The sequence below is a fragment of the Spiractinospora alimapuensis genome (genome assembly GCF_018437505.1).
Lineage (GTDB): Bacteria > Actinomycetota > Actinomycetes > Streptosporangiales > Streptosporangiaceae > Spiractinospora > Spiractinospora alimapuensis.
The window spans coordinates 3931671-3958562 of the sequence record NZ_CP072467.1; the positions used below are offsets into that span (position 1 = coordinate 3931671).

At 70.9% G+C, this 26892-nt stretch carries 24 protein-coding genes, 1 tRNA gene and 3 pseudogenes; 15 read left to right on the top strand and 13 right to left on the bottom strand.

Going from position 1 to position 26892, the window contains the following annotated elements; translation table 11 throughout:
- Positions 1–370: 370 nt before the first annotated feature.
- The gene (locus J4H86_RS18295) at positions 371–2176 is read right to left on the bottom strand and encodes a hypothetical protein (protein WP_236539034.1); all 1806 of its coding nucleotides are present in this window, start codon (positions 2174–2176) and stop codon (positions 371–373) included.
- Positions 2177–2294: 118 nt separating this feature from the next.
- Between J4H86_RS18295 and cysS the strand changes: the two genes are divergently transcribed.
- The 6 genes and pseudogenes from cysS to J4H86_RS18325 form a co-directional block, all read left to right on the top strand.
- Positions 2295–3704: a cysteine--tRNA ligase gene (gene cysS, locus J4H86_RS18300; protein ID WP_236539037.1), complete on the top strand. Its 1410-nt coding sequence runs from the start codon at positions 2295–2297 to the stop codon at positions 3702–3704.
- Positions 3705–3784: 80 nt separating this feature from the next.
- Positions 3785–4756 carry a 23S rRNA (guanosine(2251)-2'-O)-methyltransferase RlmB gene (rlmB, locus tag J4H86_RS18305; protein ID WP_236539039.1) on the top strand — a complete coding sequence of 324 codons (972 nt, stop codon included), beginning with the start codon at positions 3785–3787 and terminating at the stop codon, positions 4754–4756.
- Between the two features lie 71 nt (positions 4757–4827).
- A tRNA-Thr gene (locus J4H86_RS18310) sits at positions 4828–4903 on the top strand.
- Positions 4904–5195: 292 nt separating this feature from the next.
- Complete coding sequence (locus J4H86_RS18315; RefSeq protein ID WP_236539041.1) at positions 5196–5765, top strand: TetR/AcrR family transcriptional regulator; 570 nt, start codon at positions 5196–5198, stop codon at positions 5763–5765.
- 104 nt (positions 5766–5869) lie between these two features.
- Positions 5870–6289 (top strand): DUF4267 domain-containing protein, encoded by a 420-nt coding sequence (locus J4H86_RS18320; protein WP_236539043.1) that lies wholly within the window; start codon positions 5870–5872, stop codon positions 6287–6289.
- A 337-nt stretch (positions 6290–6626) separates the two neighbouring features.
- Positions 6627–6998, top strand: a pseudogene (locus J4H86_RS18325) (DUF4232 domain-containing protein); the annotation flags it as partial.
- Positions 6999–7026: 28 nt separating this feature from the next.
- Here J4H86_RS18325 and J4H86_RS18330 read toward each other — a convergent pair.
- Together J4H86_RS18330 and J4H86_RS18335 are read right to left on the bottom strand one after the other, a co-directional pair.
- Positions 7027–7629: a TetR/AcrR family transcriptional regulator C-terminal domain-containing protein gene (locus tag J4H86_RS18330; protein WP_236539044.1), complete on the bottom strand. Its 603-nt coding sequence runs from the start codon at positions 7627–7629 to the stop codon at positions 7027–7029.
- Between the two features lie 120 nt (positions 7630–7749).
- A complete protein-coding gene (locus tag J4H86_RS18335) occupies positions 7750–8382 on the bottom strand; it encodes a DNA polymerase ligase N-terminal domain-containing protein (protein WP_236539046.1) in 633 nt (210 codons plus the stop codon).
- Positions 8383–8580: 198 nt separating this feature from the next.
- On the opposite strand from J4H86_RS18335, the pseudogene J4H86_RS18340 reads away from it, so the two are divergent.
- The 7 genes and pseudogenes from J4H86_RS18340 (at position 8581) to J4H86_RS18370 (ending at position 13851) form a co-directional block, all read left to right on the top strand.
- A pseudogene (locus J4H86_RS18340) lies at positions 8581–9927 on the top strand (FAD-dependent oxidoreductase).
- Between the two features lie 59 nt (positions 9928–9986).
- Complete coding sequence (locus tag J4H86_RS18345) at positions 9987–10841, top strand: alpha/beta hydrolase (protein WP_236539047.1); 855 nt, start codon at positions 9987–9989, stop codon at positions 10839–10841.
- 86 nt (positions 10842–10927) lie between these two features.
- Positions 10928–11359 (top strand): helix-turn-helix transcriptional regulator, encoded by a 432-nt coding sequence (locus J4H86_RS18350; protein ID WP_236539049.1) that lies wholly within the window; start codon positions 10928–10930, stop codon positions 11357–11359.
- Between the two features lie 90 nt (positions 11360–11449).
- Positions 11450–11902, top strand: coding sequence for a VOC family protein (locus J4H86_RS18355; RefSeq protein ID WP_236539050.1), 453 nt, complete (start codon positions 11450–11452; stop codon positions 11900–11902).
- A gap of 94 nt (positions 11903–11996) precedes the next feature.
- Entirely contained in the window at positions 11997–12368 is a 372-nt protein-coding gene (locus tag J4H86_RS18360) for a YciI family protein (protein ID WP_236539051.1), read from the top strand.
- 104 nt (positions 12369–12472) lie between these two features.
- Positions 12473–13048: a hypothetical protein gene (locus J4H86_RS18365; RefSeq protein WP_236539052.1), complete on the top strand. Its 576-nt coding sequence runs from the start codon at positions 12473–12475 to the stop codon at positions 13046–13048.
- Between the two features lie 245 nt (positions 13049–13293).
- Positions 13294–13851 (top strand): sigma-70 family RNA polymerase sigma factor, encoded by a 558-nt coding sequence (locus J4H86_RS18370; protein ID WP_236539053.1) that lies wholly within the window; start codon positions 13294–13296, stop codon positions 13849–13851.
- Positions 13852–13951: 100 nt separating this feature from the next.
- Here J4H86_RS18370 and J4H86_RS18375 read toward each other — a convergent pair.
- The 5 genes and pseudogenes from J4H86_RS18375 to J4H86_RS18395 form a co-directional block, all read right to left on the bottom strand.
- Positions 13952–14056, bottom strand: a pseudogene (locus tag J4H86_RS18375) (IS481 family transposase); the annotation flags it as partial.
- Between the two features lie 178 nt (positions 14057–14234).
- A complete protein-coding gene (locus tag J4H86_RS18380) occupies positions 14235–15530 on the bottom strand; it encodes a Dyp-type peroxidase (protein ID WP_236539054.1) in 1296 nt (431 codons plus the stop codon).
- Positions 15530–16159 carry a copper chaperone PCu(A)C gene (locus J4H86_RS18385; protein WP_236539055.1) on the bottom strand — a complete coding sequence of 210 codons (630 nt, stop codon included), beginning with the start codon at positions 16157–16159 and terminating at the stop codon, positions 15530–15532. The genes J4H86_RS18380 and J4H86_RS18385 overlap by 1 nt, the downstream gene beginning before the upstream one ends.
- A gap of 36 nt (positions 16160–16195) precedes the next feature.
- On the bottom strand, positions 16196–16846 hold the full coding sequence (locus tag J4H86_RS18390) for a copper resistance CopC family protein (RefSeq protein ID WP_236539056.1): 651 nt from the start codon (positions 16844–16846) through the stop codon (positions 16196–16198).
- A gap of 153 nt (positions 16847–16999) precedes the next feature.
- Positions 17000–17692 (bottom strand): aspartate/glutamate racemase family protein, encoded by a 693-nt coding sequence (locus tag J4H86_RS18395; RefSeq protein WP_236539057.1) that lies wholly within the window; start codon positions 17690–17692, stop codon positions 17000–17002.
- Between the two features lie 134 nt (positions 17693–17826).
- On the opposite strand from J4H86_RS18395, the gene J4H86_RS18400 reads away from it, so the two are divergent.
- Positions 17827–18477 carry a LysE family translocator gene (locus J4H86_RS18400; RefSeq protein WP_236539058.1) on the top strand — a complete coding sequence of 217 codons (651 nt, stop codon included), beginning with the start codon at positions 17827–17829 and terminating at the stop codon, positions 18475–18477.
- Between the two features lie 51 nt (positions 18478–18528).
- Here the strand turns inward: J4H86_RS18400 and J4H86_RS18405 are convergent, their stop codons facing one another.
- The gene (locus tag J4H86_RS18405; RefSeq protein ID WP_236539059.1) at positions 18529–19503 is read right to left on the bottom strand and encodes a U32 family peptidase; all 975 of its coding nucleotides are present in this window, start codon (positions 19501–19503) and stop codon (positions 18529–18531) included.
- A 273-nt stretch (positions 19504–19776) separates the two neighbouring features.
- Between J4H86_RS18405 and J4H86_RS18410 the strand changes: the two genes are divergently transcribed.
- Positions 19777–21165, top strand: a complete 1389-nt coding sequence (locus J4H86_RS18410; RefSeq protein WP_236539061.1) for a GntP family permease — start codon at positions 19777–19779, stop codon at positions 21163–21165.
- A gap of 6 nt (positions 21166–21171) precedes the next feature.
- On the opposite strand, the gene J4H86_RS18415 is transcribed toward J4H86_RS18410, so the two are convergent.
- From J4H86_RS18415 to J4H86_RS18430, 4 genes are all read right to left on the bottom strand, one after another.
- Positions 21172–21942, bottom strand: a complete 771-nt coding sequence (locus J4H86_RS18415; RefSeq protein ID WP_236539062.1) for an IclR family transcriptional regulator — start codon at positions 21940–21942, stop codon at positions 21172–21174.
- A 1530-nt stretch (positions 21943–23472) separates the two neighbouring features.
- Positions 23473–25200, bottom strand: a complete 1728-nt coding sequence (locus J4H86_RS18420; RefSeq protein WP_236539064.1) for an IlvD/Edd family dehydratase — start codon at positions 25198–25200, stop codon at positions 23473–23475.
- Positions 25201–25246: 46 nt separating this feature from the next.
- Positions 25247–26002, bottom strand: a complete 756-nt coding sequence (locus J4H86_RS18425) for an SDR family NAD(P)-dependent oxidoreductase (RefSeq protein ID WP_236539065.1) — start codon at positions 26000–26002, stop codon at positions 25247–25249.
- The gene (locus J4H86_RS18430) at positions 25999–26862 is read right to left on the bottom strand and encodes a fumarylacetoacetate hydrolase family protein (protein ID WP_236539066.1); all 864 of its coding nucleotides are present in this window, start codon (positions 26860–26862) and stop codon (positions 25999–26001) included. The genes J4H86_RS18425 and J4H86_RS18430 overlap by 4 nt, the downstream gene beginning before the upstream one ends.
- Positions 26863–26892: the final 30 nt, after the last annotated feature.

The window sequence follows — 26892 nt, forward strand, 5'->3', positions numbered from 1 at the left end:
GGGTGGCGCCAATTGTGGGTGGTCGACGTGGGCGCTGGGGAGTGGCTGCCGGACTCTCCCGATCCGTGGCGCTGTGGACGGCGGAGTCGGGGAGCGGCGGGCTCACCTAGGCGACGCGCGGGCCACTTTCGGGAAGGTGTGCGTGGGTATCCGTCGGTCGTCGCACACACGCCGAAGGGAAGACCAGGGACGTACCGTGCGTCAGTCGTGTGGATGGCCAAGGTCGGTGTGAGTTGGTCACTGTCCGGCGCGCGCGGGTGTCCACACCTCGCGTGCCGCGGGAGTGACGCCGAGCTGGGCGCCGCGTTGCCGGCGCACGACGGATCCATCGTGCCCCGAGGTACTGGTGACCGTGCGCGGCACGGTCACCTCATGGCGGAGTGGGGCCGCTGCGTACCTGGCCCGAGGGCGGCTGCGCCGGCGGGAAATCGGCGACGTTGCCGCGTCTGGGGCGGCGGACGAGCGGGCGGGAGGGCAGTTCGACCGACGACGATTCCTCCGAGTCCGTAGGGCTGTCGTCGGTCGGCGCCGGGGCGTCTGGTTCCTCGTCGGCGCCGGTGGGCGAACTCGTCGCTGGTGGCGGGACGTCGTCGACGGGCACCATGGCGTTGTTCTCGCCCACCGTGCCCTCGTCGGTGGTGGGGTCGTCATAAGGAGGATCGGGGACGAAGCCTTCCTCCGGTGGGTCCACCAGGGCCAGCAGACCCTGGGTGACGTCGTCGACCGATTCGCCCCGGGAGGGGGCCGGAGCGACGGCGTTCTCGGCGCTCGACCTCTCCGCGGTGCTGGCCTCGGGGGCGGGGACGGGTGAGAGGCGGCGGGGCTGGTGCGCCGTCTCACCGGGGGTCCGACGGGGGAGCGGCGGCAGGGCGCCCGCCTGGGCGGCGGATTCTCCCGTCTCTCCGTCGGAGTCGTCCGTCGGGGTCTGGGGGCGGGTGGCCGTCGGCCCGCTGTCCTGCGTGGGCCCCGCCGTGTCGTCCGGCGCGTTCGCGACCTCTTCGGCCAACCGTCGTGCGGCCTGCTCCTTCGCGCGCCGTTTCGCCGCGGCTGCCTCGTCCTCCGCGGGGTCGTCCCGTGGAGGCTCCGTGGTGGGCACGGCTCCCCCGGACTCCGCCTTCGACGTGGAGTCGACCCCGTCGTCGTCCTCGGTGCGTTTCCCCGTCGCCTCGACGGCCGTAGTCGCCGCTTCGGCCTCCTGGCGGGAGCCGGCGTCGGGCTCGGAGTCGGCCGCGTCAGACGTGGACTCGTCGCGGGCCGGAGCGGTCTCCAGCGGCTCGGTGGGCGGCTCGGTGCCCACCGGCGCCATCGGCGTCGTCGTGGCCGTCGCGCGGTCGTCGTCGCCGTCGGCCGCGACGGGCTCCTCCGGCGTATCGTCCGTGCGCTTCTTGGTCTTCGTCCGTCCACGCGTGCGGACGGCGCCGTTTCGGCGCGTGCGCGGCGTCTCACGCGTCACCGACGATGCGGGAGCGGACTCGGTGTTCCCCTTCGTCGCGGCGGGGGATGCCTCCAGGGGTTCCGTCGGCGCCTGAGCGTCCGGCTGCGCCGCGTCCTCGTCCGTGCCGTTGCCCGGGCGCATCTTGTTGGTCAGCCAGCCGATGTCGCTGTCGGACGTCCCGTTCCGCGAGGCGTCATGCGTGGCGTCGGGCCCCGATTCCTCACTGCGCTCCACGGACGGGGCGGGCTGGGCGGTCGCCGGGACGGTGGCGGGAGTTGGCGTCGGCTCGGCGGCACGGCGCACCCGGAGCTCGATGTCGATCCAGCGAGCGATCATCGCCCCCAGCAGCAGCCCCACCCATGGGACGGCGGCGAAGAGGATGTCTTCGGTCCGGGCGTCCATCGTGACCGGGAGCATGTCCTCGACCACGGCCAGCAGGCCGGTCGCGATGAGGAGCACGATGAGGAGCTCGACGCTGACGCGGTGCAGGCGTTTGCCGCGGCGCAGGATGTAGCTGGCCATGAAGGCCAGCAGGAGCAGCAGCGCGAACTCACCCAGATAGAGGTAGGTGAAGGGGTCCTCCACGCCGGCCTCGACGGTGCGGTCGTAGAACGCGAAGTACGACAGTGCCATCGCGCTGGCACCGATCAGGAGCACGCCCAGTGCGGCCAGGAGGTTGACGAAGACGCGCCAGACCCCTTTCCGATCACCGGAGGGAGCAGAGGTGGAGTGATCGCTCATCGTGGGGCAGATTAGCCCAGTGGCGGGCGAAGTTACGAGTGTCCGCTGTGATCCGTGAATTCCGCAGGCCGAAGGGAAGCCGCCCACGCAGCACGTGCCAGGCACTACTCTGGTCAATGTGAGTTTGCGCCTTCACGACACCAGCACCCGCACAGTCCGCGATTTCGTTCCGCTGCGCCCGGGCGAGGTCTCGCTGTACCTGTGTGGGGCTACTGTCCAGGCGCAACCACACATCGGCCACATCCGGTCAGGCGTGAACTTCGACATCCTGCGGCGTTGGTTCCTGCACAACGACTATCGGGTCGTTTTCTGCCGCAACGTGACCGACATCGACGACAAGATCATCAATGTCGCGCGGGGCGAGGGAATCGAGTGGTGGGAGGTCAGTGAACGCAACCAACGGGCGTTCACGCATGCCTACGACTCCCTCGGCTGCCTGCCGCCGACGGTGGAGCCCCGGGCGACGGGCCACGTGCCGGAGATGATCGAGCTGATGCGCCGCCTCATCGACCGTGGGCACGCCTACGCCCCGGGCGACGGCTCGGGCGACGTCTACTTCGACGTGCGGTCCTTCGCCGAGTACGGCGCCCTGTCCAACCAGCGCCTGGACCACATGCGCGCGGCCGGGGACACCGACGTGGAGCAGGAACGGGAGAAGCGCGACCCCAGGGACTTCGCCCTGTGGAAGGGAGCGCGCCCCGGGGAGCCGTGCTGGGACACGCCGTGGGGCGCGGGCCGCCCTGGGTGGCACCTGGAGTGCTCCGCCATGGCGACGAAGTACCTCGGCGGGACGTTCGACATCCACGGCGGCGGCGTCGACCTCGTCTTCCCGCACCACGAGAACGAGATCGCGCAGTCCAAGGCCGCGGGGGACGGTTTCGCCCGTTACTGGTTGCACAACGGGCTGCTGTCGGTCGGCGGCGAGAAGATGAGCAAGTCGATCGGCAACTCGTTGCTGATCCCGGAGATGGTGCGCCGGATCCGTCCGGTGGAGCTCCGCTACTACCTCGGCCAGCCGCACTACCGTTCCGTCATTGACTACTCTGAGGAGGCGTTGACCGAGGCGGCCGCCGCCTACCAACGGCTCGAGGGGTTCGTGCAACGCGCGAGCGAGGTCTGCGGCCCGACGCCGCCGACGTCGTACGTGCCGCGGGCGTTCTCCGAGGCTCTCGACGACGACCTGGGAACTCCGGCCGCCTTCGCCGTCGTGCACTCGGCGGTGCGGGACGGGAACGCCGCCCTGGCCGATGGAGCCAAGGAGCGCGCCGCGACGACCCTCGCCGAGGTGCGGGCCATGCTCGGCGTGCTCGGCCTTGACCCGCTGTCGAGCCAATGGGCGTCGGGGGAGGGCACCGGCCTGCGGGAGGTCGTGGACGCGCTGGTGGCGGTCGCGCTGGAGCAGCGCCAGGCCGCACGCGCGCGCAAGGACTTCCCGGCGGCGGACGCCATCCGGGACCAGCTCACCGAGGCCGGGGTCACGGTGGAGGACACCCCGCAGGGCGCCCGTTGGGAGCTCAAGCGCGGCTGAGTCCAAGCCGCGGGGGGAACGCCAGCGTCATCGGCACGCTGGTTCGAATAGACGCAGTCTCGTGGAAGGTTCGTTGCGCCATGCCGGCGAAGAAGAGCAAGAAGGGCCCGACCAAGGGCAGCGGCGGCAAGGGGCGACGCTCGCTTGAGGGCAAGGGGTCCACGCTGCCCAAGGAGGAGCGGCACTGGTACGCCGACCATCGTCGGCGCAAGACCCCCAACGCCGAAGCGGGGGCGACGGATCGTCCCGCGAGTGGCGCCGGTGGCGGGGGTGGACGCTCCGCCCAGCGGGGAGCTCCCGCCGCCACGGTGCTGGTCGGACGGAACGCGGTCGTCGAGGCACTGCGCGCCGGGATTCCCGCCCACACCCTCTACATGTCGAACAGTCTCGACGCCGACGACCGGGTGACCGAGGCGGCGCGGCTGGCTGGCGACGCCGGGGTCGAGGTCCGGGAGGTGACCCGTCCGGAGCTGGACCGGCGCTGCGAGCAGGCCGGCAGCCCGGGGATCGCGCACCAGGGCCTGGTGCTGCGGGTCAAGCCCTACGTCTACGCCGAGGCGGGCGACCTGTCGGCGGCCGCTCGTGACGCCGATGCCCTGCCGTTGATCGTGGCCTTGGACGGTGTCACCGACCCGCACAACCTCGGCGCCGTGGTGCGGTCCGCGGCGGCCTTCGGGGCGCACGGGGTCGTCGTGCCCCAACGTCGCGCGGCCGGGGTCACCGCCGCCGCGTGGAAGACCTCCGCCGGGGCGCTCGCCCGCGTCCCGGTCGCCCAGGTCGCCAACCTCGTCCGTGCGATCGAGGCCTACCAGCAAGAAGGCCTCTTCGTGGTGGGTCTGGACGCGGACGCGGACGAGCCACTGGACGCCGTTCGAGTCACTGACGGCCCGCTGGTCGTGGTCGTCGGCGCGGAGGGGCGCGGCCTTTCGCGGTTGGTGCGCGAGAAGTGTGACGTCGTCGCCAGCATCCCCATCGCGGGCATGGAGTCCCTCAACGCCTCCGTGGCGGCCGGGGTGGCCCTGTACGAGGCGGTGCGCCAACGCCGTTCCTGACGGCGCCCCGACCGCCCTCGTGGCGCCGCACCGTGGCCGGAAAGCCGGTACCATGCGTGTGGACGCCATCCGCCGGCCTAGCTCAATTGGCAGAGCAGCCGCCTTGTAAGCGGCAGGTTAGGGGTTCGAGTCCCCTGGTCGGCTCCACCAGTCTCTCACCTGGGAAGACGCGGGAACGACGCACGGATTCCGTCGGCCACACCGCTCCCACACCAGCCGCTCAACGGATGCCCCCGTGGCCGGCAGCCGCGACCGCGTCTCCGAGTGGATCCTTCGCCCACGGAACGCGGATACTCCGACTCCTGTGGTCGGCTCGCACCATCCCATCGGGAGAGTGGGGGAGCGGCGTACCGCTCGCGTGTCCGCGTACACGGAGCGACACCCTTCCAGGCGAGGCCGCCTTCTTGCCTCATAAGTGATTAACCAATAACTTGGACGCATGGTGCGGATGAGTGCGGAGGAGCGACGGGAGAGCGTCATTCGCGCCGCCGTCGCGGAGTTCGCCCGCGGGGGATACGAGGGGACGACCACTGAGGCGATCGCCCGCCGGGTGGGCGTCTCACAGCCCTACCTGTACCGCCTGTTCCGGGACAAGCGGACGATCTTCCTCGCGGCCGCGGTGCGTTGCGTCGAGCGCACGAGCCAGGTGCTGGCCGAGGCCGCCGAGGACGCGGCGCCCGAGGACGCGCACATGGCCATGGCCGCCGCCTATCAGTCCCTCGTCGCCGAGCCCGACATGTTACTGATGCAGATGCAGATATACGTCGCGGTCGCCTCCGCCGAGGCCGCCGGGGACCACGAGTTCGGGGCCCCGATCCGTGCCGCCTGGCGGGAGTGGTGGTCGAGCATGGAGGCGGCGCTCGGGGACGACGTCCAGGAAACCACGGGCTTCGCGGCGTTCGGGATGCTCATCAACACGTTGGTGTCGCTGGGGTTCCCGACGGACGATCGGGTCTGGGCGGGCTTCGACGCCGAGCTGTGGGAGGGCTTCCGCTCCCGGGGAGACTGACAGGTCATCTCTCCGAGGGGAGAGCCACGAGAGGCATCAAGATCAAGGGAGAATGCGTGAGCCCAAAAGTTATTGATCAATCACTAATAACCCGGGGAACGCTGGTGCTCATCGCGCTCGCCGCCGCGATGTGCGTGGCCATCATCGTGGTGGGGGTGCGGTTCCTGGTCGTGCCGGAGTCCGGGGCCGCGGACTACGGCATCGCGGCCGCCGCCACCGGGGAGGCCGGGCCCTACCTGGCGGTCAAGGGCTTGCGGGACCTGAGCTTCGGAGTGATCGGCCTGACCCTCCTGGTAGTGCGACAGTTCCGGGCCGCCGGGTGGGTGATGATCGCCGTGTCGCTGGTGCCGTTCGGCGACGCCGCGATCGTCGTCGCCAACGGGGGTTCGCCGGCGCTCGCCTACGGCATGCACGGCGGAACGGGTGTGGCCCTCGTGCTCGTCGGTGCCCTGCTGCTGCGTGACCGGCGTGCCGTTCCCGCGACAGAACCGCGACGCGCGGGACCGCGAATCGTTGACCAGTGAGGATGGCCGCCTGCGGTCGGTGAGCTTCCATGGCTTCGTGTGGTCGGAGGTGGCGATCGGGGAAGGACCCGCGGTGGAGCGGGAAGGCGTCATGGCGAGGCGCGCCCGCGTCCCGCCCGCCCACAGCGGAGGATGATCGACATGCGTGGCATTCCTGGTACACGGCGCGCTTGGGGAGTCCGAGCCCTCGCCGCCACCACCCTCGCCGTTCCCATGGCGGTCGGGTTCAGCGCCCCCGCGGCCGCCGACACCGAGGCCGCGGAGGAAGCGATCCCCTGGTGCGCTGTGGACGACCTGAAGATCATGGAGAACGACCGAGGCGCCGCCGGGAACGACCTACATCGAGCTGGCGTTCCTGAAGATCTCCGACGGTGCGTCGTGTCAGATGGCGGGGTACGCCAACATGCACTGGGTGGACGGACCGGACGGCGAGATGGTCGGCGACTGGGCGTCGCACGAGGGCGGATCGAGTGAACCGTTCGTGCTCGACCCCGGCGACTGGGCACAGGCCACCGTCGCCCAGCCGCACGCGGAGAACTTCCCACCGGAGGAGTGTGATCCACGGGAGGTTCCCGGGATGTCGGTCATCGTCGACGACGACGCCGAGGGTGAGCGCGCCTACGTTCCCACCGGCGGCCGGGACGTCGCCTGCGCCAATCCCGAGGTGGGTCAGCCGCGCCTCACGAACGTGACTCCGGGCGGCGCGTGACCGCCGGTACCTGACGGCCGGCGACGCCTCAGGGCCGGGGCGCGTTGGTGACCTGCGCGCGGAGGCCGTCGATGATCAGGGAGAGGCCGTGCTCGAACCCCGCGGGATTGGGCGCCTCCGGGCCGGTGCGGACATCGTCCTCGGTGTCGGTCGACGAGTTTCCGTGTCCGAGCGCGGCCTGCTCCTCCGCCGCGTAGCCCACCGTGAAGCAGTACACGGCCTGGAGCGCGGCGGCGGCCGTCTCGGTGGTGAACCCCACCGCTGTCAGGACGTGGTGGCTCCACTGAGCGCGTCCGGTCGCGGCGGCCGAGGGAGGCATGCCGGGCACCATCCGCGCGCCGTCGCGATAGCGCATCAGGCCGGCGCGTAGCCGGATCCCGCACTCGCGGACGAACTCCTCCCAGGACATCCCGGTATGGGCCTGGGGGTCGCCTTGGGTCGCGTCCATGAGCACGGTGGTGGCCATCGCGTCCAGCAGGTCGCGCTTCCCCGAGAAATGCCAGTACAGCGCTGGTGCTTGGACACCCAGCTCGGCCGCGAGTCGGTGCAGGGTGAGCTTGTCCAGCCCCACCTCGTCCAACAGGCGCAAGCCCGTGCGAACGACGTCTTCCCGTTCCAGTGTCACATCCACGCCTGTCTGGTCCACCAGCATGAACGCCCGGAAGATTAGCACGGGGGCGTCGCGCGGTCCGGTGGTTCGACGATTCCGAGGGCGGAAGGGCGAGAGGTCGGTCCCGGGGGCCGTCGCCGGTTACGTGGCGTCGAGGTCGTGGCCGTGTAGCGTGCGCCCGTCGCTCTGGGCGATCTCCTCCAGCGTGCGGCCCGTCTCGACGGACCTCGGCTCGGTCACGACCGGGTGGCGGCGCGCGTCGGCGTCCTTGTCCCGTTCCTTGACCAGCAGCCACGCCTCCTCGTCGTCGTCGGTGCGCATACGGTTGAGGGCGTAGCGTCCGGAGAGTTTCTGGCCGTGCAGCCGTACGGACACGTGTCCGTGCTCCAGCCCCTCGGCCATGCTCAACTCCGTTCCCGACTTCCGCGTGGTGTTCTTGTAGTGCCCCGTGTCCCAGAGCTGGACGGTTCCGCCTCCGTACTCACCGGCCGGGATCGTGCCCTCGAACTCGGCGTACTCCAGTGGGTGGTCCTCGGTCGGGATGGCGAGCCGTTTGACCCGGGGGTCGGTTGACGGCCCCCGGGGCACGGCCCAGGACTTCAGAACGCCGTCGACCTCGAGCCGGAAGTCGAAGTGTTCGGCGCGGGCTATGTGGTGCTGGATCACGAAGATCGGACGCGGGTCCGCGCGCTCTGTCGCGTCCGTCCCCTGTGGCTCCTCGGTTCGACGAAAGTCTCGTCGCTCTCGATAGCGTGCGAGGTCTTCTTTGTCCATTGGCGTGTCCCCCCGTATCTGGGTGTTCCCGCTGGTGGCGGTGTGGACTCGGACACCCTCTCCCGATCGATTGACGAACATCGATGGTTGCGGGGGTGTGGGGTGTTCGTTAGGGTCCCAGTTGATCGATGCTCATCGATATTTCTGTTCGGTGCGTCCGGCGGGCGTCGTCGGGGAGACGGGAAACGAGGGAGACGTATGGGTGAGGACTACCCGGTCATCGTCATCGGGGGGACCCACGGGCCTGGCGGCCGCCGCGGAGCTCCACGAGCGCGGACTTACCGCGCTCGTGGTCGAAGAGGGGGCGAGTGTGGGCGCCGCCGTACGGGAATGGGGGCACGTCCGCCTGTTCTCGATGTGGCGTGACCTCGTGGCGCCTGCGGCCGCGCGCCTCCTCGCCGCGGGCGGATGGGAGTCTCCCGCCCCCGAGGCGCATCCACTCGGGCGTGAATGGGTCGAGACCTACCTCGTCCCGCTCGCGGCGGCACTCGACCGGGCCGCCCCTGGAACACTCCGCCTGGACACACGGGTCACCGGCGTGGCGCGTCGAGGGCGCGACCGGGTAGTCGACGCCGGCCGGGAGGGGCAGCCGTTCGTGGTGCACACGCGCGCGGTGGACGGAACCCAGGAGCGGCTGTTGGGCCGCGCGGTGATCGACGCGTCGGGGACGTGGACTCGTCCCGGCCCGCTTGGTGGTGACGGGCTTCCCGCGCTGGGCGAGGAGACGCTTCGCGATCGCGTCTCCTACCGGGTGCCGGACGTCACGACGGCCACGGCCCGGACACGGTACGCGAGCCGACACACGGCGGTCGTCGGGCGTGGACACTCCGCCCTGACGGCGTTGGTCGCCCTGTCCGGTCTCGTGGAGTCGGCGCCGGATACGCGGATCACGTGGGTGCTGCGGCGAAACGAGATCGGGGACGCCTTCGGCGGTGGGGCCGCGGACCAGCTCGCGGCCCGTGGAGCCCTCGGTGCGCGAGTCCGGGACCTCGTGCGCTCCGGACGCGTCGCGGTCGTCTCCGGGTTCCGTACGGCGGGGATCAACCAGGTCGAGACCGGGCTCGTCCTCGTCGACGACACCGGACGCGCCCTCGACCCCGTCGACGAGGTTCTCGGCCTCACGGGGTTCCGGCCCGATCTCGACTTCCTGTCCGAGATCCGCCTCGACCTGGACCCGGTTCTGCGGGCCCCGACCCGCCTGGCCCCCCTGATCGACCCGAACGTCCACTCGTGTGGCACCGTCTATCCCCACGGCGCCACCGAGCTGGCCCACCCCGAGCCTGGCTTCTACCTCGCGGGCATGAAGTCCTACGGCCGCGCCCCCACGTTCCTCGCCCTCACCGGATTCGAGCAGGTGCGCAGTATCGTCGCCCTTCTCGCGGGGACACCACGGGCGCGGAACGCGTCGAGCTGTCCCTGCCGGAGACCGGCCTCTGTGGTGGTTCCGGCCTGTTCGACGCCGAGCCCGAGGCCGACGGCGAGGGCTGTTGCGCCACCACTCCCGACACCGCGTCCCCCGCCGGGGCCTCGGCGCCCAGGCCGTAACAGCACCGCACCGACCAGCGCGTTTGCGGTGCGGCCGACGAGGCGATATCCCGGCGGGTATGGGACGGAGTCGGCCGGTGTGGCGACGGGTGGGCCGCCTGGTCGCCATCATGCTGGGAGTGGCCCTCGTGCTGACCGCGGTGCTGTGGGGGATCCAACGGCAGTTCATCTACTTTCCGGACTCGCGTTCAGTTCCGGCCGCCGGCGACGTGATCGACGGTGCGCAGGACGTCACCCTGCGCACCGCGGACGGGCTCGACCTGGGGGCGTGGTTCGTCCCACCGACGGGGCCGGACCGAGAGGTCGCCGTTCTGCTCGCCAACGGCAACGCCGGCGACCGGGAGTCCCGCGCGGCCACGGCGACGGCGCTGGCGGACGTGGGGTTCTCGGTGCTGCTGTTCGACTACCGCGGCTACGGGGGGAACCCCGGGAAGCCGAGTGAGGAGGGCCTGGTCGCCGACGCCGAGGCCGCACTCGGCGCGCTCACCGGGGAATACGGGTTCCCCCACGACCGGGTCCTGTACTTCGGCGAGAGCATCGGTACCGGCGTCGTCTCGGGACTGGCCACCGACCACCCGCCAGCGGGCATCCTGCTTCGTTCCCCCTTCACCGACCTCCCCAGCGCCGGCGCGGCCCACTACCCCTTCCTGCCGCTCGGCCTGCTCCTCCGTGACCGCTACCCCATCGAGGACCAGATCCGAGCGCTCGAGGTGCCCACCACGGTGGTCTACGGCGACGCCGACAGCGTGATCCTCCCCGAGGAAAGTCGCAGGGTCGCCGCAGCGGTTCCCAACCTCGTGGAAGAGGTCGTATTCGAGGGAACCGACCACAACGACCCCGAGATGTTCCACAGCCCGCGCCTCGTCGAGGCGGTCGAGCACCTCGCCACCACCGCCGTCGGAGACACGCGCTAGGGACGAGGGTCCTGCCCCTCCCCCTCGCCGGGGGTGGATCCCGCCGACATCCGCTGGGCGTCACCTCCATCACCTAGAGTGCTGCCATGGTGATGGGAACCGTTCGCCCCGCTGACGTGCCCGTGGACACCCTGACGGCGCTGCGTCGGGGGCGGGACCTGATGGATCGGCGGTTCAGCGAGGCGCTGGACATGGAGACGGTCGCGGCGGCCGCCGGGTACTCGCGTTACCACTTCGTGCGGAGCTTCCGTGGGGTCTACGGCGAGACGCCGGGGCGGTACCTGAGTCGGCGGCGGATCGAGCGGGCGCAGGAGTTGCTGCGGTCGGTGAACCTCACTGTCACCGAGGTGTGCCACATGGTCGGGTTCTCGAGCCTCGGCTCCTTCAGTTCGCGGTTCACCGAGCTGACCGGGATGTCGCCGTCGGAGTACCAGCGCGGATTCCGGTCCGGGCCCCCGGCGATCCCCGCGTGCTTCGTGCTGATGCGCGGGTCGCCGGTTCGGCGGACGGAGTCGTGAGGGAGAGCAACCACGGAGAAGCCAGGGCGACAGGGCGCCCTCTAGGGTCGAAGCGTTGTTCGAATCGACCTTCGAATCGAGGGAGTTACTATGATCACTGGTTTCGGGATTTCCAGCGTGTTCGTGCGTGACTACGAGGAGGCCAAGGAGTTCTTCGTCGAGAAGCTCGGCTTCGAGCCGCGGTTCGACACCGAGATCGGCGAGGGGTTCCGCTGGGTGACCGTCGGCCCCGCCGCCGCTCCCAACTTCCAGCTCAACCTGGTGGTGCCGCAGCCTCCCAACTACAGCGAGGAGGACTCGGCGGCGATCCTCGGTCTGCTCGCCAAGGGAACGCTGAGCGGAGGCGCGTGGCACACCGACGACTGCCGCGCGACACACCGCGAGTACTCGGCCCGCGGCGTCGAGTTCCTCCAGGAGCCGCAGGAGCGCCCCTACGGTGTGGAGGCCGTCTTCCGGGACCCCTCCGGCAACTGGTACAGCCTCACCCAGCAGTCCGCCGACGCGATGGACCCGCAGGCGATGGAGAAGAAGTTCGCCGGATAGACCGGTGGTGCACGGCCGCGGGGCCCCGCCGTGTCGTCCCCGTGTCGGCCGCCCCCGTCGGGTAGGGATGGGGGAACGGCAGAGGGGGACACGGATGGACAAGTACCTGCTGAGCATCTACCAGCCGGCCGGAGAGCCACCGCCCGCGGAGACGTTGGAACCGATCATGCACGCGCTCGACGCCGTCAACGCCGAGATCCGGGCCGCTGGGGCCTGGGTGTTCGGGGCTGGCCTCTTCCCGCCGTCGAGCGCGGCGGTCGTCCGCGTCACCTCTGACCCATCTGGGAGCGAGACCGAGGAGTTCGCGTCCGGGCCCTACCTCTCCGGCGACGACCACCACGTGGGCGGATTCACGATCATCCAGGCGCCAGGGATGCAAGCCGCCCTCGAGTGGGGCCGCAAGGTCGCCCGCGCGACGACACTGCCGATCGAGGTGCGTCCACTGCGGTTCGGCAGCGCCGACTGACCCCGCGGAGGCGCGCCACCTCGCGGTTCGCCATTCGACGGGACTTGGGGCGATGGGCCCCACCCGGTGCCGCCGCCCGCACCATCGGTGCGAGGATGGGCCCAGTGACCAGCAAGGGACCGCACCGCTCCGTTCGCGCCGGGGTCTTCGCCTCGGTGAGCGTCGGCGTGTCCGCCGCCGGCCACTCCCTGGCCTCCCAACAGTCACTGCCGCCGGTGGCGCTCCTCGTCGGTCTCGCCGCCCTCTTCGCCTGCGGGTGGGGATTCGCCGGCAAGGAGCGTGGACTGGGCGCCATCTGTGGCTGGATGGTGTGGGGCCAGCTCGCGCTGCACATCATGTTCAGCCTGGCGCAGTCCGCGTCGACACACGTCCACGGGGCGCCGCCGTCCGACGTCGGAGGTGGCCAGACCGGCGTGGACATGATGGTGGTGCACGTGGTCGCCGCGCTGGTCAGCGGTTGGTGGCTCCGCCGAGGTGAGGCGGGCCTCTTCCACCTCCTCCACCTGCTTGGCGCCGCGCTTCTCTCCGTCCTTGCGCTGTTCGGGCTCCTCGGTCCGGTGGAGGTCCATCGGACCCCCGGTCGGGTTGTCGTCCCGCCCGACCCGTGCCGTCCCGCACCCAGCCGAGTTCTGCGCTACGCCCTCATCCTTCGGGGACCACCTCTGACGCTGGCCGCCTGACCCGCCGCCGCACCCGCCCGGGTGTGGTGAGCGACGCGTCCGCGCCTCACGCCAGGCGCTCCGGAGCGGCCTCGTACACGGTCAACCAGCGCGCGGTTCGGCACAACGGCCCGATCACCGCGCGGTCATCCCGCGCGTCCCCGCAGGGCGCGCCGGCGACGCCCACGTTCAGCGCCCCCGCCTCGGCATTTCCCCAGGTCGGGAGCTGACGCGACGCGTCGCCCCGGTCCCGGAGGAAGAGTCCCTTGTCCGCGTCATCCCGACGATCCGCGAACCTGACCCTGGTCGCCCACCGCGCTCGCGGCGGGTCCAGCGACGCCGTGGAACACCTGGTCGCCGCGACCCGCGACGACGTCCGCAGATTCATCGCCACCCTGACCGACCCCGGACACAGCGAGGAGCTCACCCAGGAGACGTTCGTCCGTGCGCTACGGGGCCTCCCCCGCTACGCCGGCCAGTCATCCGTCCTGAGCTGGCTGTTCGCGATCGCCAGGCACACTGTCGTCGACCGCTACCGTTCCACCGCGGCCCGCCCCACCGAGGTCGCGGTGACCGACTGGGAGTCGGTCCCCCGCACCCCCGCCGCGTGCGGACGCTTCGACGAGCTCCTCGCGCTCACCGACCTGGTTCGCCACCTGGCCCCCGACCGCCGGGACGCCTTCGTCGCCACACAGGTTCAGGGCTACACCTACGCCGAGGTCGCCCAAGCGACCGGTCTCCCCATCGGCACCGTCCGATCCCGCGTCGCCCGAGCCCGCGCCGAACTCGCCGCCTCCGTTCGTGCGGCGGAGGAAGCCGCGTAAGCCCGCCAGCGCCCACCCCCCGACCGCTCGCCCGATCATGATCTCTCCACCCCCACCGGGATTTCTCCGCATCCAACCGGTGGGGGTGCACCCCCACCCGCTAGGTGTGGTGTTCGGGGAGGTTGTTGAGCCTGGTGAAGGGTGTGTGGCCGATGGCTGTGTGGATGCGGTGGTGATTGTAGTAGTGGAGCCAGGTTGGGAGTGCTGCTGGGCTGGCCGTCCCTGGCGTGGGCCGGGTTGCCCCCCGCGCCGCCCGGCGGCCAGGTGGAATCTCCTGGCCGCGCTGTCTCATCCTCGCGGCGGCGGAGCACGACCCCTGCGATGCGCTGGCCGGTATCACCGGGTGGGACGTGCGGGCGGAAGAAGGGCACACGTGGGGCGCGTCACGCGTCGAACAGAGTTTGGCCGACGAATCCGCCGTCGGGGCATCCGGGTGGGACGGCGAACACGGCGGATCCGATCGGGGTGATCCATTCGTTGAGGAGGTCGAGTTCGTCGAGGCGGCGTTGGATGGGGACGAACTGCCGGTCGACGTCGGACTGGTAGGACACGAAGAGCAGCCCGGAGTCGCCGTCGGGTTCCTGGTAGTTGTAGGCGCGGCGGAAGATCCGTTCCGCCGCGTTGGGGGTGCGGGCGCGGCGGATGTGGGCGTACTCGGCGATGCGGGGGAAGCCCAGCGGTGTCGTGGCGTCGAAGTCGGGCTCGTCGTGCTCGTCGTCGCCGGTGAGTGGGGCACCGTCGCTGAGGCGGCGGCCGACGGAGTCCTCGCGGCCGGGGCGGTCCAGTCGGTCCCACCCGTCCAGGTCCATGGCGATCCGGCGGATCACCACGCCCGTTCCGCCGGCGAGCCAGTCGGGGTTGTCCTGCTGGTCCCACACGACGGTTTCGAACTCGGCGGAGTCGGGAGCCGCGTTCACCGTGCCGTCGATCTGACCGAACAGGTTGCGCATCGTGGTTCCCGCCGGCTGGGCGCCGTGGCTGCGGCGGAAGCCGTCCTGGGCCCAGCGCACCGTTCCGAACGCGCGGACGTCCTTGGTGAGCATGCGGGAGGCGTGGGCCACGGTGAGGGGGTCGTCGGCGCAGACCTGAAGGAGGAGATCGCCGCCCGTCCACTCGTCGTGCAGGTCGTCGGTGTCGAAGTCGGGAAGTGGCCGCAGCCAGCTCGGCACCACGTCCGGATCCACCCGGCGCACGAGCTCCTCACCGAAGCCGAACGTCACCGTGAGCGCCGCGGGCACGAGCGCGAGCTCCGGTTCGGAGTCGGCGAGTGCCCCCTGGCCCGCCGTGAGTTTGGCCGCGTCGTCGGACAGGAGGCCGAGCATTCGGCGGATCCCGTCGGCGTCGACGTCGTCATTCAGGTCGATCCCCAGGAAGCGGGCGTGTGCCTGGGGTGGAGTGGCCACCCCGGCCTGGTGCTCTCCGTGGAAGTCGACCACGCGCGAACCGTGGGGAGGCGGCGGGCCGCTCTCGTCGGAGTTGGAGGAGGTCCAGCGGCGGGCGACCGCGTCCGCGCCGACCAAGGCGGCCGCGCCGGCGCCGGCGGCCGCGCCCGCGAACAGCAGGCGTCGCCGCGACACCCCTGGGCGCCCGATGGGTGAGGAGCCCGGGGAGGGGGCGGCGTCGGACCCCTGAGCCTCGCCTGTCGGTTCGTCCGTGCCGTGCTCACTGGTGGACGACATCAGTGATGGTCCTCGTCCTCGTCATCGGCGTCCTCGTCATCGGCGTCCTCGTCGTGGTCGTCGTGGTCGTCGTGGTGATCGTGGTGATCGTGGTCGGAGTCGTACTCCTCGTTCGCGCCCTCGAAGTCCTTGACGGGGGCCGTGACCTCGGCCGTGGAGCCGTCCTCGAACTCCAGAACCACGGTGACCTCCATGCCGGGTTCCAGGTCCTCGGTGAGGTCCATGAGCATGACGTGGTCCGCGCCGGGCTCCAGCGGACGCTCGTCGCCGGCCTCGACGGGGAACCCGTCCTCGATCTCCCGCATGGAGGAGTTTCCGTCCTCGCCCTCGGTGACCTCGTGCAGCTCCACCGTGTCCGCGATCTCGGTGCTGGCCGCCACGACGCGCACCTCCGCGTCGCCCTCGTTGGTGAGGTCTCCGAACAGGGCCGTCATTCCGTCGTCGGCCGTCGCGGCCTTGATCCACGGGTCGGTGACCGAAACGGAGTCGGCCTGGGCCGACTCCTCCGTGTCCCCGGCCGGGGCCGCGTCCGGGTCCGCCGGATCGGCGTCGGTGGTCGAGCATCCCGCGGCCAGCAGCGTGGCGAGGGCGAGGGCGCTCAGGGTGATCGTACGGGGATCAGTGGACATGGGTCTCCTTCAGTGGTGCCGAGATCGGGTGGGTGGTCAGGACTGCTTCTTGCGCCGGGCCACGAACCGGGCGACGGCGAACACGGCGAGCCCCAGGGCCGCGCCGACGACGACCAGCAGCAGGACCCGCGACATTCCCGAGTCGGAGGCCTCCGCCGCGTCGTCGGCGTCGGTGTCCTGGGTCGCGGCCTCGTCGGCTTCGTCGCTGGTCTCGGTGTCTTCCTCCGCCTCGGCGGGTTCGCCCGCCTGGTCCGCCTCCTCCGGGTCACCGACTTCGGAGGGGTCGGGTGGCGGAGGGCCGTCGGAGCCGTTGCTGAAGGTGAAGGCGCCGCTGATGGGGTGGCCGTCGCTGGAGACGACCCGCCACAGCACCGCGTATCCGCCGGGCTCGAGCTCGTCGTCGAGCGGGAGGATGGCGTCGGTGCCCTCGATGACGACTTCGCTGGCGGGAACCTGCACGTGGTCGGAGTCCACCACCGTCACGGCCGCGCCGACGTCCATGATCTCCGCGTTGTAGGTCAGGGTGATCTCTTCGGGGGAGGAGTCCAGGACTTCCTCGTCGGCGGGATCGGAGGAGATGAGTGTGTCGTGCGCCAACGCCGGTGACGCCCACCCGAACGCCAGCGCCGCCGCACCCGCGGCGACCGTCCACCGAACTCCTGATCCCCTGGTGCGTCGTGCGACCATGGCGTACTCCCTGACCTCGTCCTTCGCTCGCCCGGTGCGAGCGCCTCAGGACAGGAGTCGGATGTCAGGCCGGAAGAGTTCCCGCGGTTCCCGTCATTTCCTCCAGCGCGGCCGTGCGTCGCGTCACCACGTCGTACACGGGCGAGGTCGGGGTCACTCCTCGAGCGCCGCCGAGATCGCGGCGGCGGCGTGGAGTCGGGTGGTGGGAAAGACCGGAATCGGGCTGTCCTGGGGACGGATCAGGAGTTCGATCTCGGTGCAGCCGAGGATCACGCCCTCCGCGCCGCGTGCGGCGAGCCCGTCGATCACACGTTGGTAGGCGGCGCGGGACTCCTCCCGGATGACGCCGAGGCACAACTCCTCGTAGATCACTCGGTGGACCAGGCTCCGGTGGTCCTGATCGGGGACGAGGACCTCGAGCCCGTGGCCCGCCAGCCTCCCACGGTAGAAGTCCTGCTCCATGGTGAAGGCGGTCCCCAACAGGCCGACCGTGGCCAGACCCGCCGCGGTCACGGCCTGGGCCGTGGCGTCGGCCAGGTGCAGGAGTGGAACGGAGACCGCGGCGGCCACCTCGTCGGCGACCTTGTGCATGGTGTTGGTACAGATCAGGACCAGGTCCGCCCCGGCCGCCTCCACCGATCGCGCCGCGTCGGCCAGGATCCGGGCGGCCTCCGCCCAGCGCCCCTCGACCTGCAGGCGTTCGATCTCCGCGAAGTCGACGGAGTAGAGGACGCACTTGGCCGAGTGCAGTCCGCCTCTGTGTTCACGGGTGAGTTCGTTGAGGAGACGGTAGTACTCCGCGCTCGACTCCCAGCTCATTCCGCCGATCAGTCCGATGGTCCGCATCCGCACACCATCGCACAGGGCGGGGCGCGCGGACCAACGGTCGGTCGACGGTCGGGCGGCCGTGCTCGCGGCCCGCGTCGATGGCAGGCTTGATCGTGGACCGGAACGCGGTGGTGGGGACAGGGGTGTGAGACGTGCTGGGTGCGCAGTGGCAGGCCTTCTTCGTGGCCGCCGTGGTGATGGCGGTGACGCCGGGGGCCAACCAGTTGTTGTCGTTGCGTAACGCCCTGCGGCAGGGGTTCTGGGACGCTGTCGTGGCCCTGTCCGGACGGTTCGCCGCGTTCCTGATCCTGGTGGCCGCGACGGCGGCGGGACTCGGCGCTCTGCTGCTGGCCTCTGAGGCCGCGTTCACCGCCGTCAAGTGGTGTGGCGTGGGCTACCTGCTCTTCCTCGGTGGGCGCATGATCTACGACTCGTTCCCCTCCGTGGAGGGGAACGAGCGGGAGGCCCGGCCGAATCCCCCCGCACTGCCGACGCGTCAGAGCCGCTGGCACCTGACGCGCCAGGAGTTCCTGGTGGCGATGACCAACCCGAAGGCACTCCTGCTGTTCGCCGCGTTCCTTCCCCAGTTCGCCGACTACGGTGCCGGCGCCGTGCCCCTCCAGCTCGCGGCGTTGGGCGTCGCCTACATCGCGGTGGAGTTCGTGGCCGCGTTGGCCTACGCGGCGGTGGGCGGACGCGTGGGTGCCGTCTCGCTGACGGACCGGGCGCACCGGCTGTTCGACCGCGCGACCGGCGGCACCATGATCGCCATCGCGGGCTGGTTGGCCGTGGAACGACGCTGATCGCCTGGTGAACCGGTGACGCCGCCGTCAGCCGCCGTGGGGTGGGACGGTCTAGGTGTCGACCGCCGCCCCGGGGGGTGTGAACCGTTGCGCGCGAGGTTGGTCGCGCGTGCCCAGGGGGGACATCGTGGGCGGCGTCGGGACGTTCTCCATGACGTCGAGGCCGAGGCGGGCGCGGCGGACCCGTTCCCGGGCGGAGGGGAGGACCGTGCCGTCGAGTTGTTCGCCCGCGGGGTAGACATCGGTGGCGTTGCGCAGGCCGAACTTCACGTAGACGGGGGCGGCGACCCGAACGATCTCGGTGATCTCGTGATGGCGGACGAACCCGCCGATGTTGTCCGGCGCCTCGACGTAGAAGTCCAGCGTGACCGGGCTCGTCGCGCGGAGTTCGGCGAGCTGGTGCAGGGTGAGGTCGGAGGGCACGTTCACCGTGTCGGCGCCCAGGTACTCCTGCACCCGCAGTGCGGCCGGGTTGGCCGGTCCCGCCATGACCGACACCTTGAGTTGCAGCTCCGCCGGCAGGTCGCCGTTGGCCCGCAACTGGTGGAGGACCCACAGCAGCCCCTCGTCGGCGACGAGCAGGCTGCGTACTCCCAGTCGAACCGCCCGTTCGGCCTCGGCGACGCCGGCCGCGAGTTGCGCGTTGCCGCGGCTGCGGGTCGACACCGAGCCGGCGGGGGTGAAGTGCGCGGCGCCGATGTCCCAGTTGGCGCCGGGACGCACGAACAGGCACAGCTCGATGTCGGCGTCGGCGGTGGCGTGGACCATCTCCGTGATCTCGGCGTCGGTGAGCATTCCGACGCCGGACCCCTGTGACACACGGTGCACGGGAACGTCCCAGGACGCCGCGGCCTGGAGAACCTCGGCCAGTGCGCGGGGTCCCTCCACGCTGGGGATCTCCAGTCGCCACGCACCACCGTCGGGGAAGTGTCGTGTGGAGGTGGGCGGGTCGGCGGCGATGTCGTTGATGCCGACGGCGGCGAGTCCGGCGCGTCCAGCCACGTACGGGGAAGAGGGAGACGTCATATCCATCCTGTCCGAGATATCGAACAATGTGCTCTATTTCGAATGTGATCGTACGTTCCCACCACCTCCCAGGCAACGGTGCGTCGGGGGCGTCGCGAGCGGTGAGTCCTTGACCCGGCTCGCGTCATCGATCTAGGCTCTGCCCGAAATAGCAGACATGGTCCGAAATTTAGGACACACGGGGCACGCCCTCAGCGCTCCGAGGTCCAGGTCAACACCCTCCGGTGCCGCACCCGACCGGGAGCGGGTCCCCTCTCACCAGACAGGCCTCACATGCCCGACACGGCTAATCTCTCCGTGGGATGGCTGATCGCGATCGCGGCCATCGCCATCGCGATCCTCCTCTTCCTCATCATCTGGGTCCGACTCCACGCGATCCTCGCGCTCATCGTCGTCAGCGCCGGCACGGCCGTCGCCACAGGAACGTCGGCGGAGGACATCGTCGACACACTGACGGACGGATTAGGCGGAACCCTCGGCACCGTCGCCCTACTCATCGGTTTCGGGGCCATGCTGGGGCGGCTCATCGAGGTCTCCGGTGGGGCGAGAGTCCTGTCGGACGGGCTCATCCGCCTCTTCGGTGAGAAACGCGCCCCCCTGGCCCTGAGCGTCGCGTCGCTGCTCTTCGGTTTCCCCATATTCCTGGACGCGGCGTTCGTCGTGATGGTGCCGATCATCTTCTCGGTCGCCCGACGCCTCGGCGGATCCCTCCTGCTCTACGCGCTCCCCGCGACGGGCGCGTTCGTGATGATGCACGCCCTGCTTCCGCCGCACCCGGGTCCGGTGGCCGCGGCCGACGCCATCGGCGCGCACATGGGCATCGTGGTCGTCGTGGCCCTGCTCGTGGGCCTTCCCACCTGGTGGTTCACCGGTTACCTGCTCGGGAAGTGGATGGGTCAGCGGGTCGACATCCCGGTCCCCGACATCCTTGGCGGGGGATCGCCGCAGGACGACGAGGACCACCTCGGCCCGCCGCCGCCCCTCCCCCTCTTGATCATGCTCCTGGTCCTGCCCGTCGCCCTGATCTTCATGGAGACCGGGCTGGCCACGCTCTCGACCGCGGGAGTCGTGGACGGCGACGCGACCTGGGTGCACGTTCTCCAGGCCATCGGCAAGACGCCCTCCGCCCTGCTGATCACGGTCTTGGTCGCGCTGTGGCTCCTGGGATGGCGCCGCCGGCACGACGGCAAGGTACTCGAACGAGTCATCGACCGCGCGCTCGCTCCCGTGTGCTCCATCATCCTGCTCACCGGTGCCGGCGGTATGTTCGGTGCCGTCCTCCAGCAGAGCGGGATCGGCGACGCCGTCGCCGACAGCCTGGACGCCATGGGCCTGCCCCTGATCGTCGCGGCCTTCCTCGTCGCGGCCAGCATCCGGGTCGCGCAGGGGTCCGCGACGGTCGCGGCCACCACGGCGGGTGGGCTCATCGCCCCCGCCATTCACGCCACGGGCGGATTCTCCCAGTTCGAACTCTCGCTCCTGGTCCTGGCCGTCGCCGCCGGTTCCATCGTCCTCTCTCACGTGAACGACTCCGGCTTCTGGCTGGTGCGCGGCTTCCTCGGCATGGACACCAAGACGACGCTGAAGACCTGGACGCTCCAGGGCACGGCGGTGGGCCTGATGACCTTCGCCATCGTGACCGTGCTGTTCCTCGTGGTGTAACCGCGGTCAGGGCCGCGGGCGGGCCCCCAGCGCGGTGGAGAACCGGCGCGCGCCCGCGGCCACCAACGGCTCGAGCTCCGCGCGCAGCGCCTCGGACCACCGGTGTTCCGGCACGGAGACACTGACCCCGGCGACCACCCGGTCATGGCGGTCCCACACGGGCGCCCCGACGCAACAGACGTCGGGGTTCGACTCGCACCGCTCCACGGCGACCCCGTGCGACCGGACCTCGCGCAGTTCGGTGAGGAGGCTGGGGACGTCCGTGACGCTGCGCGGGGTCATCGGCGCCAGCGGGCCCGGGCCCAGACGCTCGCGGACGTCCTCCTCCGGCAGTGCCGACAGCATCGCCTTGCCCAGGGCCGTGCAGTGGGCGGGCACCCGTGCGCCGACGGCCGAGACCATGCGCACCGTGTGGGAACTGTCGACCTTGGCGACATAGACGACGTGTGCGCCGTCCAGCACGGCCACGTGCGCGGTCTCGTTGCAGGCGGCGACCAGCTCCCGGGCGATCCCCTGTCCGGTGCGTGCGGTGTCGAGCCGCTCGGCGTAGGCGCTGCCAAGACGGAACAACTGCAACCCCAGCCGGAACCGCCCCGGGACGTCGGGGTCGGCGTGGAGATAGCCGCGATCGGTGAGCGTGTGCAGCAGCTCGTGCACGGTCGTCCGGGGAAGCTGGAGCTCCTCCACCACGTCGGGGGCGCTGAGGGTCTCCCGTCCGTCGGTGAACAGCTCCAGTATGTCCAGACCCCGCAACAGCGCGGGCGTACGGCGGGCCATACCAGCGATCTCCTCCCCGGGCAGGTCGCTGGCAACAATACCCTTCGGAAGATCACGCGCCCCCACCTGTCGCCGGACAAGGCTCCCCGGACAGACCAGGAGCCGTTCGCAGCGTCGCGTTCAACCCGCGTGGGGTGACACGTCCGGAAGAGGAGCCGCACCGCCTGCTGGCGGCGTTCGTGGCACGGTCGCGTGGTCGGGAGCGCGGTTCCGCTTCGGCGGGCGACCCATGGGTCGCCATCAGCGGCTCGAGTATCGGGGTGTCGCCCCGTTTGCCCAGGTGGTGGTGACGAGCGGGGGATGGCGGGAGCCGGCGAGCGGGTGGATCTCCGAAGGCGGCCACCTCGGAAGCGGTCACGTGCCTCGGATCCGTCCCGTTCGTCCCGGACCGCGACCTTTCACGCAACAGAACCCAGGGCGGCGCCGAAGAGTCCAGCCCCGGGGCCACGCCGCGCTCGCACGTTCGACGCGTCCCATCCGCCGCCCTCGGTCCGAGAAGGCGACGCCTGAGGGAGTGTTCTGTGAGGGTTTTCGGGTGAGAGAGGGGCCGTCGTCCCTATTGCGGTCGCTGCGCGGATGGTGCCCCAGCGGGGGCCCGGGCTTCGACTCGCACGACGATCCGTGAGGGGCGTCCTGGTCGGCTGTTCGAAAGGATCGACACCGGCGAACGTCGTCCTGGCGGTCGCGAGCCCCCAGCACCCCCAACAGCGCCCCAAGAGGCACAGCGGCGCAAAGAACACGGCCTTGGTCTTCGACGGTGCCGAACTGGGTTGCCCGCCTCGCCTGCGGGGTGGGCCCGCCCGGACGTCCCCAGCCCGAGAAGGGGCGCCGTTGAGCTCCGGTGTCGAGCACCGAACGGGGTCTGGTCATCATGCCCGGACATCGCGTTCCCCGAACTGCCGCACCCGCGCGTGCGTGTGCTCGGGGGCGTTCGAGCGCTCCCGCCCGGGTGCGGTCGTACGGGCGACGGAGGGCGCCGACCGGGGCGTAGGGGGCGATGGTGGTGACGGTCCCGGCCCGCGTGGCTCCACGTCTGGGGTCGTCGCGTACCCCATCCCCGGGTCGAGGGCCAGGAGGCCCCTGGGGCGCCTCGCATCCCAACGCGAGCCTCGCCCGCTAGGGCGCAGGCGGTGAAGGGAGTGAGCCGTCCTGGATACGGCTTCGAGGAGGCGACTAGGACCGTCCGCGTGGCGACCGTGATGTTCTCAGCCGCCTCACGTCTCTCGTATCGCTCCGGCCCCCTCTACCCCTGGAGTGCGGGCGTGTTCGAGCGCTCCTGAACGCGTGTCGTAGGACGGGCGACGGAGGAGTCCGGGGCCGTTGCGCTGTCCCCAAGGGGGCGGGAACCGGGAAATCCCCCGGCCCCTCGCACGGGCCCGTGAGCCGTGGGGTCCCATGCCGGCACGAAGTGGCCGTCCCCCGGCGCCACCGGCGGACGGCTCCGTGGGGGGCCACGGCGGCGCCGGGGAAGGTCGCGGGCGATCCTTCCCCGGCGTGCTCTTATCCTCGGTGTGGTCGACGGGAACCGGGTCAGTGCGATTCGCGTGGCACGTCGTGGCCGCTGGAACCGACGAGGAAGTCCAGGTCGGCGCCCTGGTGGGCCTGGGTCACGTGTTCGTAGTACAAGCGGGTCCAGCCGCGGTCGGAGTGGGGCTGTGGTGGGGTCCACTCGCCGCGGCGGCGGGCGAGTTCGGCGTCGTCCACCTCGAGGCGCAGGGTTCGGTTCGGCACGTCGAGGGTGATCTCGTCACCGTCGCGAACCAGCGCGAGCGGGCCGCCCACGGCCGCCTCCGGGGCGGTGTGGAGTACCACGGTGCCGTAGGCGGTGCCGGACATCCGGCCGTCGCAGATCCGCACCATGTCGGTGACACCCTGCTCCAGGAGCTTGGTGGGCAGCGCCACGTTGCTGACCTCGGGCATGCCGGGATAGCCCGCCGGCCCGCAGTACCTCAGGACGAGGACCGTGTCGGCGTCGACGTCCAGATCGGGGTCGTCGGCGACCGCGTAGTACTCCTCGGGGGAGTCGAACACCCGCGCGCGGCCGCGGTGGGTCAGCAGGTCGGGGCTGGCCGCGGACTGCTTGATGACGGCGCCGTCGGGCGCGAGGTTGCCCCGCAGCACCGCCGTCCCGGTGCCCGCCGGCTGGAACGGGTCGTCGAACTCACGGATCACCTCGCGGTTGTGGCACTCCGCGGTGCTGGCGGCGGCTCCGAGCGGTTCGCCCGTGACGGTGGGCGCGTCCAGGTGCAGCAGGGAGGCGATCTCCGCGACGACGGCGGGCAGACCGCCGGCGTAGCAGAAGTCCTCCATCAGGAACCGGCCACTGGGCATCAGGTCCAACAGTGTGGGCACGTCCCGCGCCAGAGCGTCGAAGTCGTCCAGCTTCAGGTCCACGCCCAGCCGGCCCGCGATCGCGAGCAGGTGGATCACCGCGTTGGTCGAGCCGCCGATCGCCGCGTTGATCCGGATCGCGTTCTCGAACGCCTCCCGCGTCATGATGCTGGAGGGCCGGACGTCGTCCTCCACCATCTGGACGATCCGTTGCCCCGAGCGCTGGGCCGCCGCGTAGCGGCGGGCGTCCACCCCGGGCCACGTCGCGGCGTAGGCCGGTTGCATGCCCAACGCCTCGGCCATGCAGGCCATGGTGGAGGCGGTTCCCATGGTCATACAGTGACCGTTGGAGCGGGACATGCACGATTCGGCGAACGCGCAGTCCTCCTCGGTCATCCGACCCGCGCGCACCTCCTCCTCGAACTTCCACACGTGCGTGCCCGACCCGATGTCCTCGCCACGGAACTTGCCGTTCAGCATCGGCCCGCCCGTGATCATCAGCGAGGGGAGGTCGGTGCTGGCGGCCGCCATCAGCAGGCCGGGGGTGGTTTTGTCACATCCGGACAACAGAACCACGCCGTCCAGCGGGTTGGCCCGGATGAGCTCCTCCGCCTCCATGGCGAGGAGGTTGCGGTAGAACATCGCGGTCGGGCGCAGCACGGTCTCGCCCAGCGCCATGACGGGGAACTCCAGCGGGAAGCCGCCCGCCTGCCAGACTCCCCGCTTCACGGACTCGGCGATCCGGGTCAGGTGCGCGTTGCACGGGGCGAGTTCGGACCCCGACACCGCGATCCCGATCACCGGGCGGCCGTCGAACGCGTCGTCGCTGAACCCCTGGTTCCGCATCCAGGACCGGTACAGCATGCCGGACCGTCCGCCCGCGCCGAACCAGTGGCTGCTCCGTCGGCCTTCGTTGTGTGTGGTCATGACAAACTCCTTCGGGATCGTGAACCGAACCGGTGAATGACGGCGCTTACCGCGTGGGGAGACGCAACCCCTGCATGCCGCCGTCCACGTGGATTCCCGTGCCCGTCGTCGCGGTGGAGGCCGGGCTGGCCAGGTAGGCGATGGTGGTGGCCACCTCCTCGGCGCGCACGAGTCGCCCGGTGGGCTGGCGCGCGCTGAGGGCGGCGCGTTCGGCGTCGGGGTCCTCGGCCGCGTCGAGCAGCCGCTGCACCCAGGGCGTGTCCACGGTCCCGGGCAGCACGCAGTTCACTCGGACGCCCTCGCCGACGTGGTCGGCGGCCATGGCCTGGGTCAGGGCGAGCACCGCCCCCTTGCTCGCGGAGTAGAGCGCGCGGCGGGGCAGCCCCTGCGTCGCCGCGATGGAACAGGTGTTCACGATCGCCGCGTGCGCCGACCGCCGGAGGTGGGGCAACGCCGCACGGCTCACCCGCGCCATCCCGACCACGTTGAGGTCCAGCACGCGGTGCCACTCGGCGTCGTCGTTGTCCTCGACCGTCCCGGCGGCGCCGACGCCGGCGTTGTTGACCACGATGTCGATGCCGCCGAACCGTTCGGCCGCCTGGGAGACCGCCGCGTCCACCGAGGCGGTGTTGGTGACGTCGCCCGGGAAGGCCGTGACCCCTTCGGGGGGCGACGATCCGGGGAGGTCCAACGAACCCACCGTGGCCCCGCGCTCCAGGAGGACCTGGGCGGTGGCGCGGCCGATTCCCGAGGCACCGCCGGTCACTAGGGCGGCGAGACCGGAGAACTCTCCGGTGCTCATCGGACCGCCTGCCGCAGCGTCTGGCGCTGCCGCCCGAGGTGGTCGATCTCCAGTTCCACCACGTCGTCGGGGGCGAGGTAGGGGTAGCGTCCGGAGAGCGCGACGCCGGCCGGGGTGCCGGTCAGCAGCAGGTCGCCGGGATCCAGGGTCATGTACTGGCTGAGCTGGTAGATGATCTCGTGCACGCCGAAGACCATGTCGGAGGTGGTGGAGCCCTGCCGTGGGTCGCCATTCACCCAGGACCGCAGTCCCAGAGCCTGGGGCCCGTCGGGGAGTTCGGACGCCGGGACCAGCGCCGGGCCGGTGGGGCAGAACGTCTCACAGCACTTGCCCTTGGACCACTGTCCGCCGGACACCTCCAACTGGTAGGCGCGCTCGGAGACGTCGTTGGCGATGGTGTACCCGGCGATGTGCTCGGGGGCCCGCGCGGCCGACTCCAGGTAGCGGGCGCGGCGCCCGATCACGACGGCGAGTTCCACCTCCCAGTCCACGCGTTGGGCACCGGGCGGGATGAGCACGTCGTCGTTCGGCCCCACCACGGTGTTGGGGTGCTTGAAGAAGATCGTGGGGTGTGTCGGCGGCTCGGCTCCGGACTCGGCGGCGTGCGCGGCGTAGTTCATGCCCACGCACACGACCGCGCCGGGGCGCGGAACGGGCGGCCCGACCCGTAGGTCCCCCGCGCCTGCCAGCGGGGTGAGACGGTCGGCCGCGAGCGCGGTCCGGACAGTGCCGACCGGGTCGTTCGCGAGGAACTCCGCGTCGAGGTCATCGGTGATCGGCCGCAGATCACGTACGACCCCCTCGTCGTCGATCACGGCCGGGATCTCGTGTCCGACCTCGCCCAGGCGTTGAAACCGCACCTACTGTTCCTCCCAATCGGTCAGTCCTGC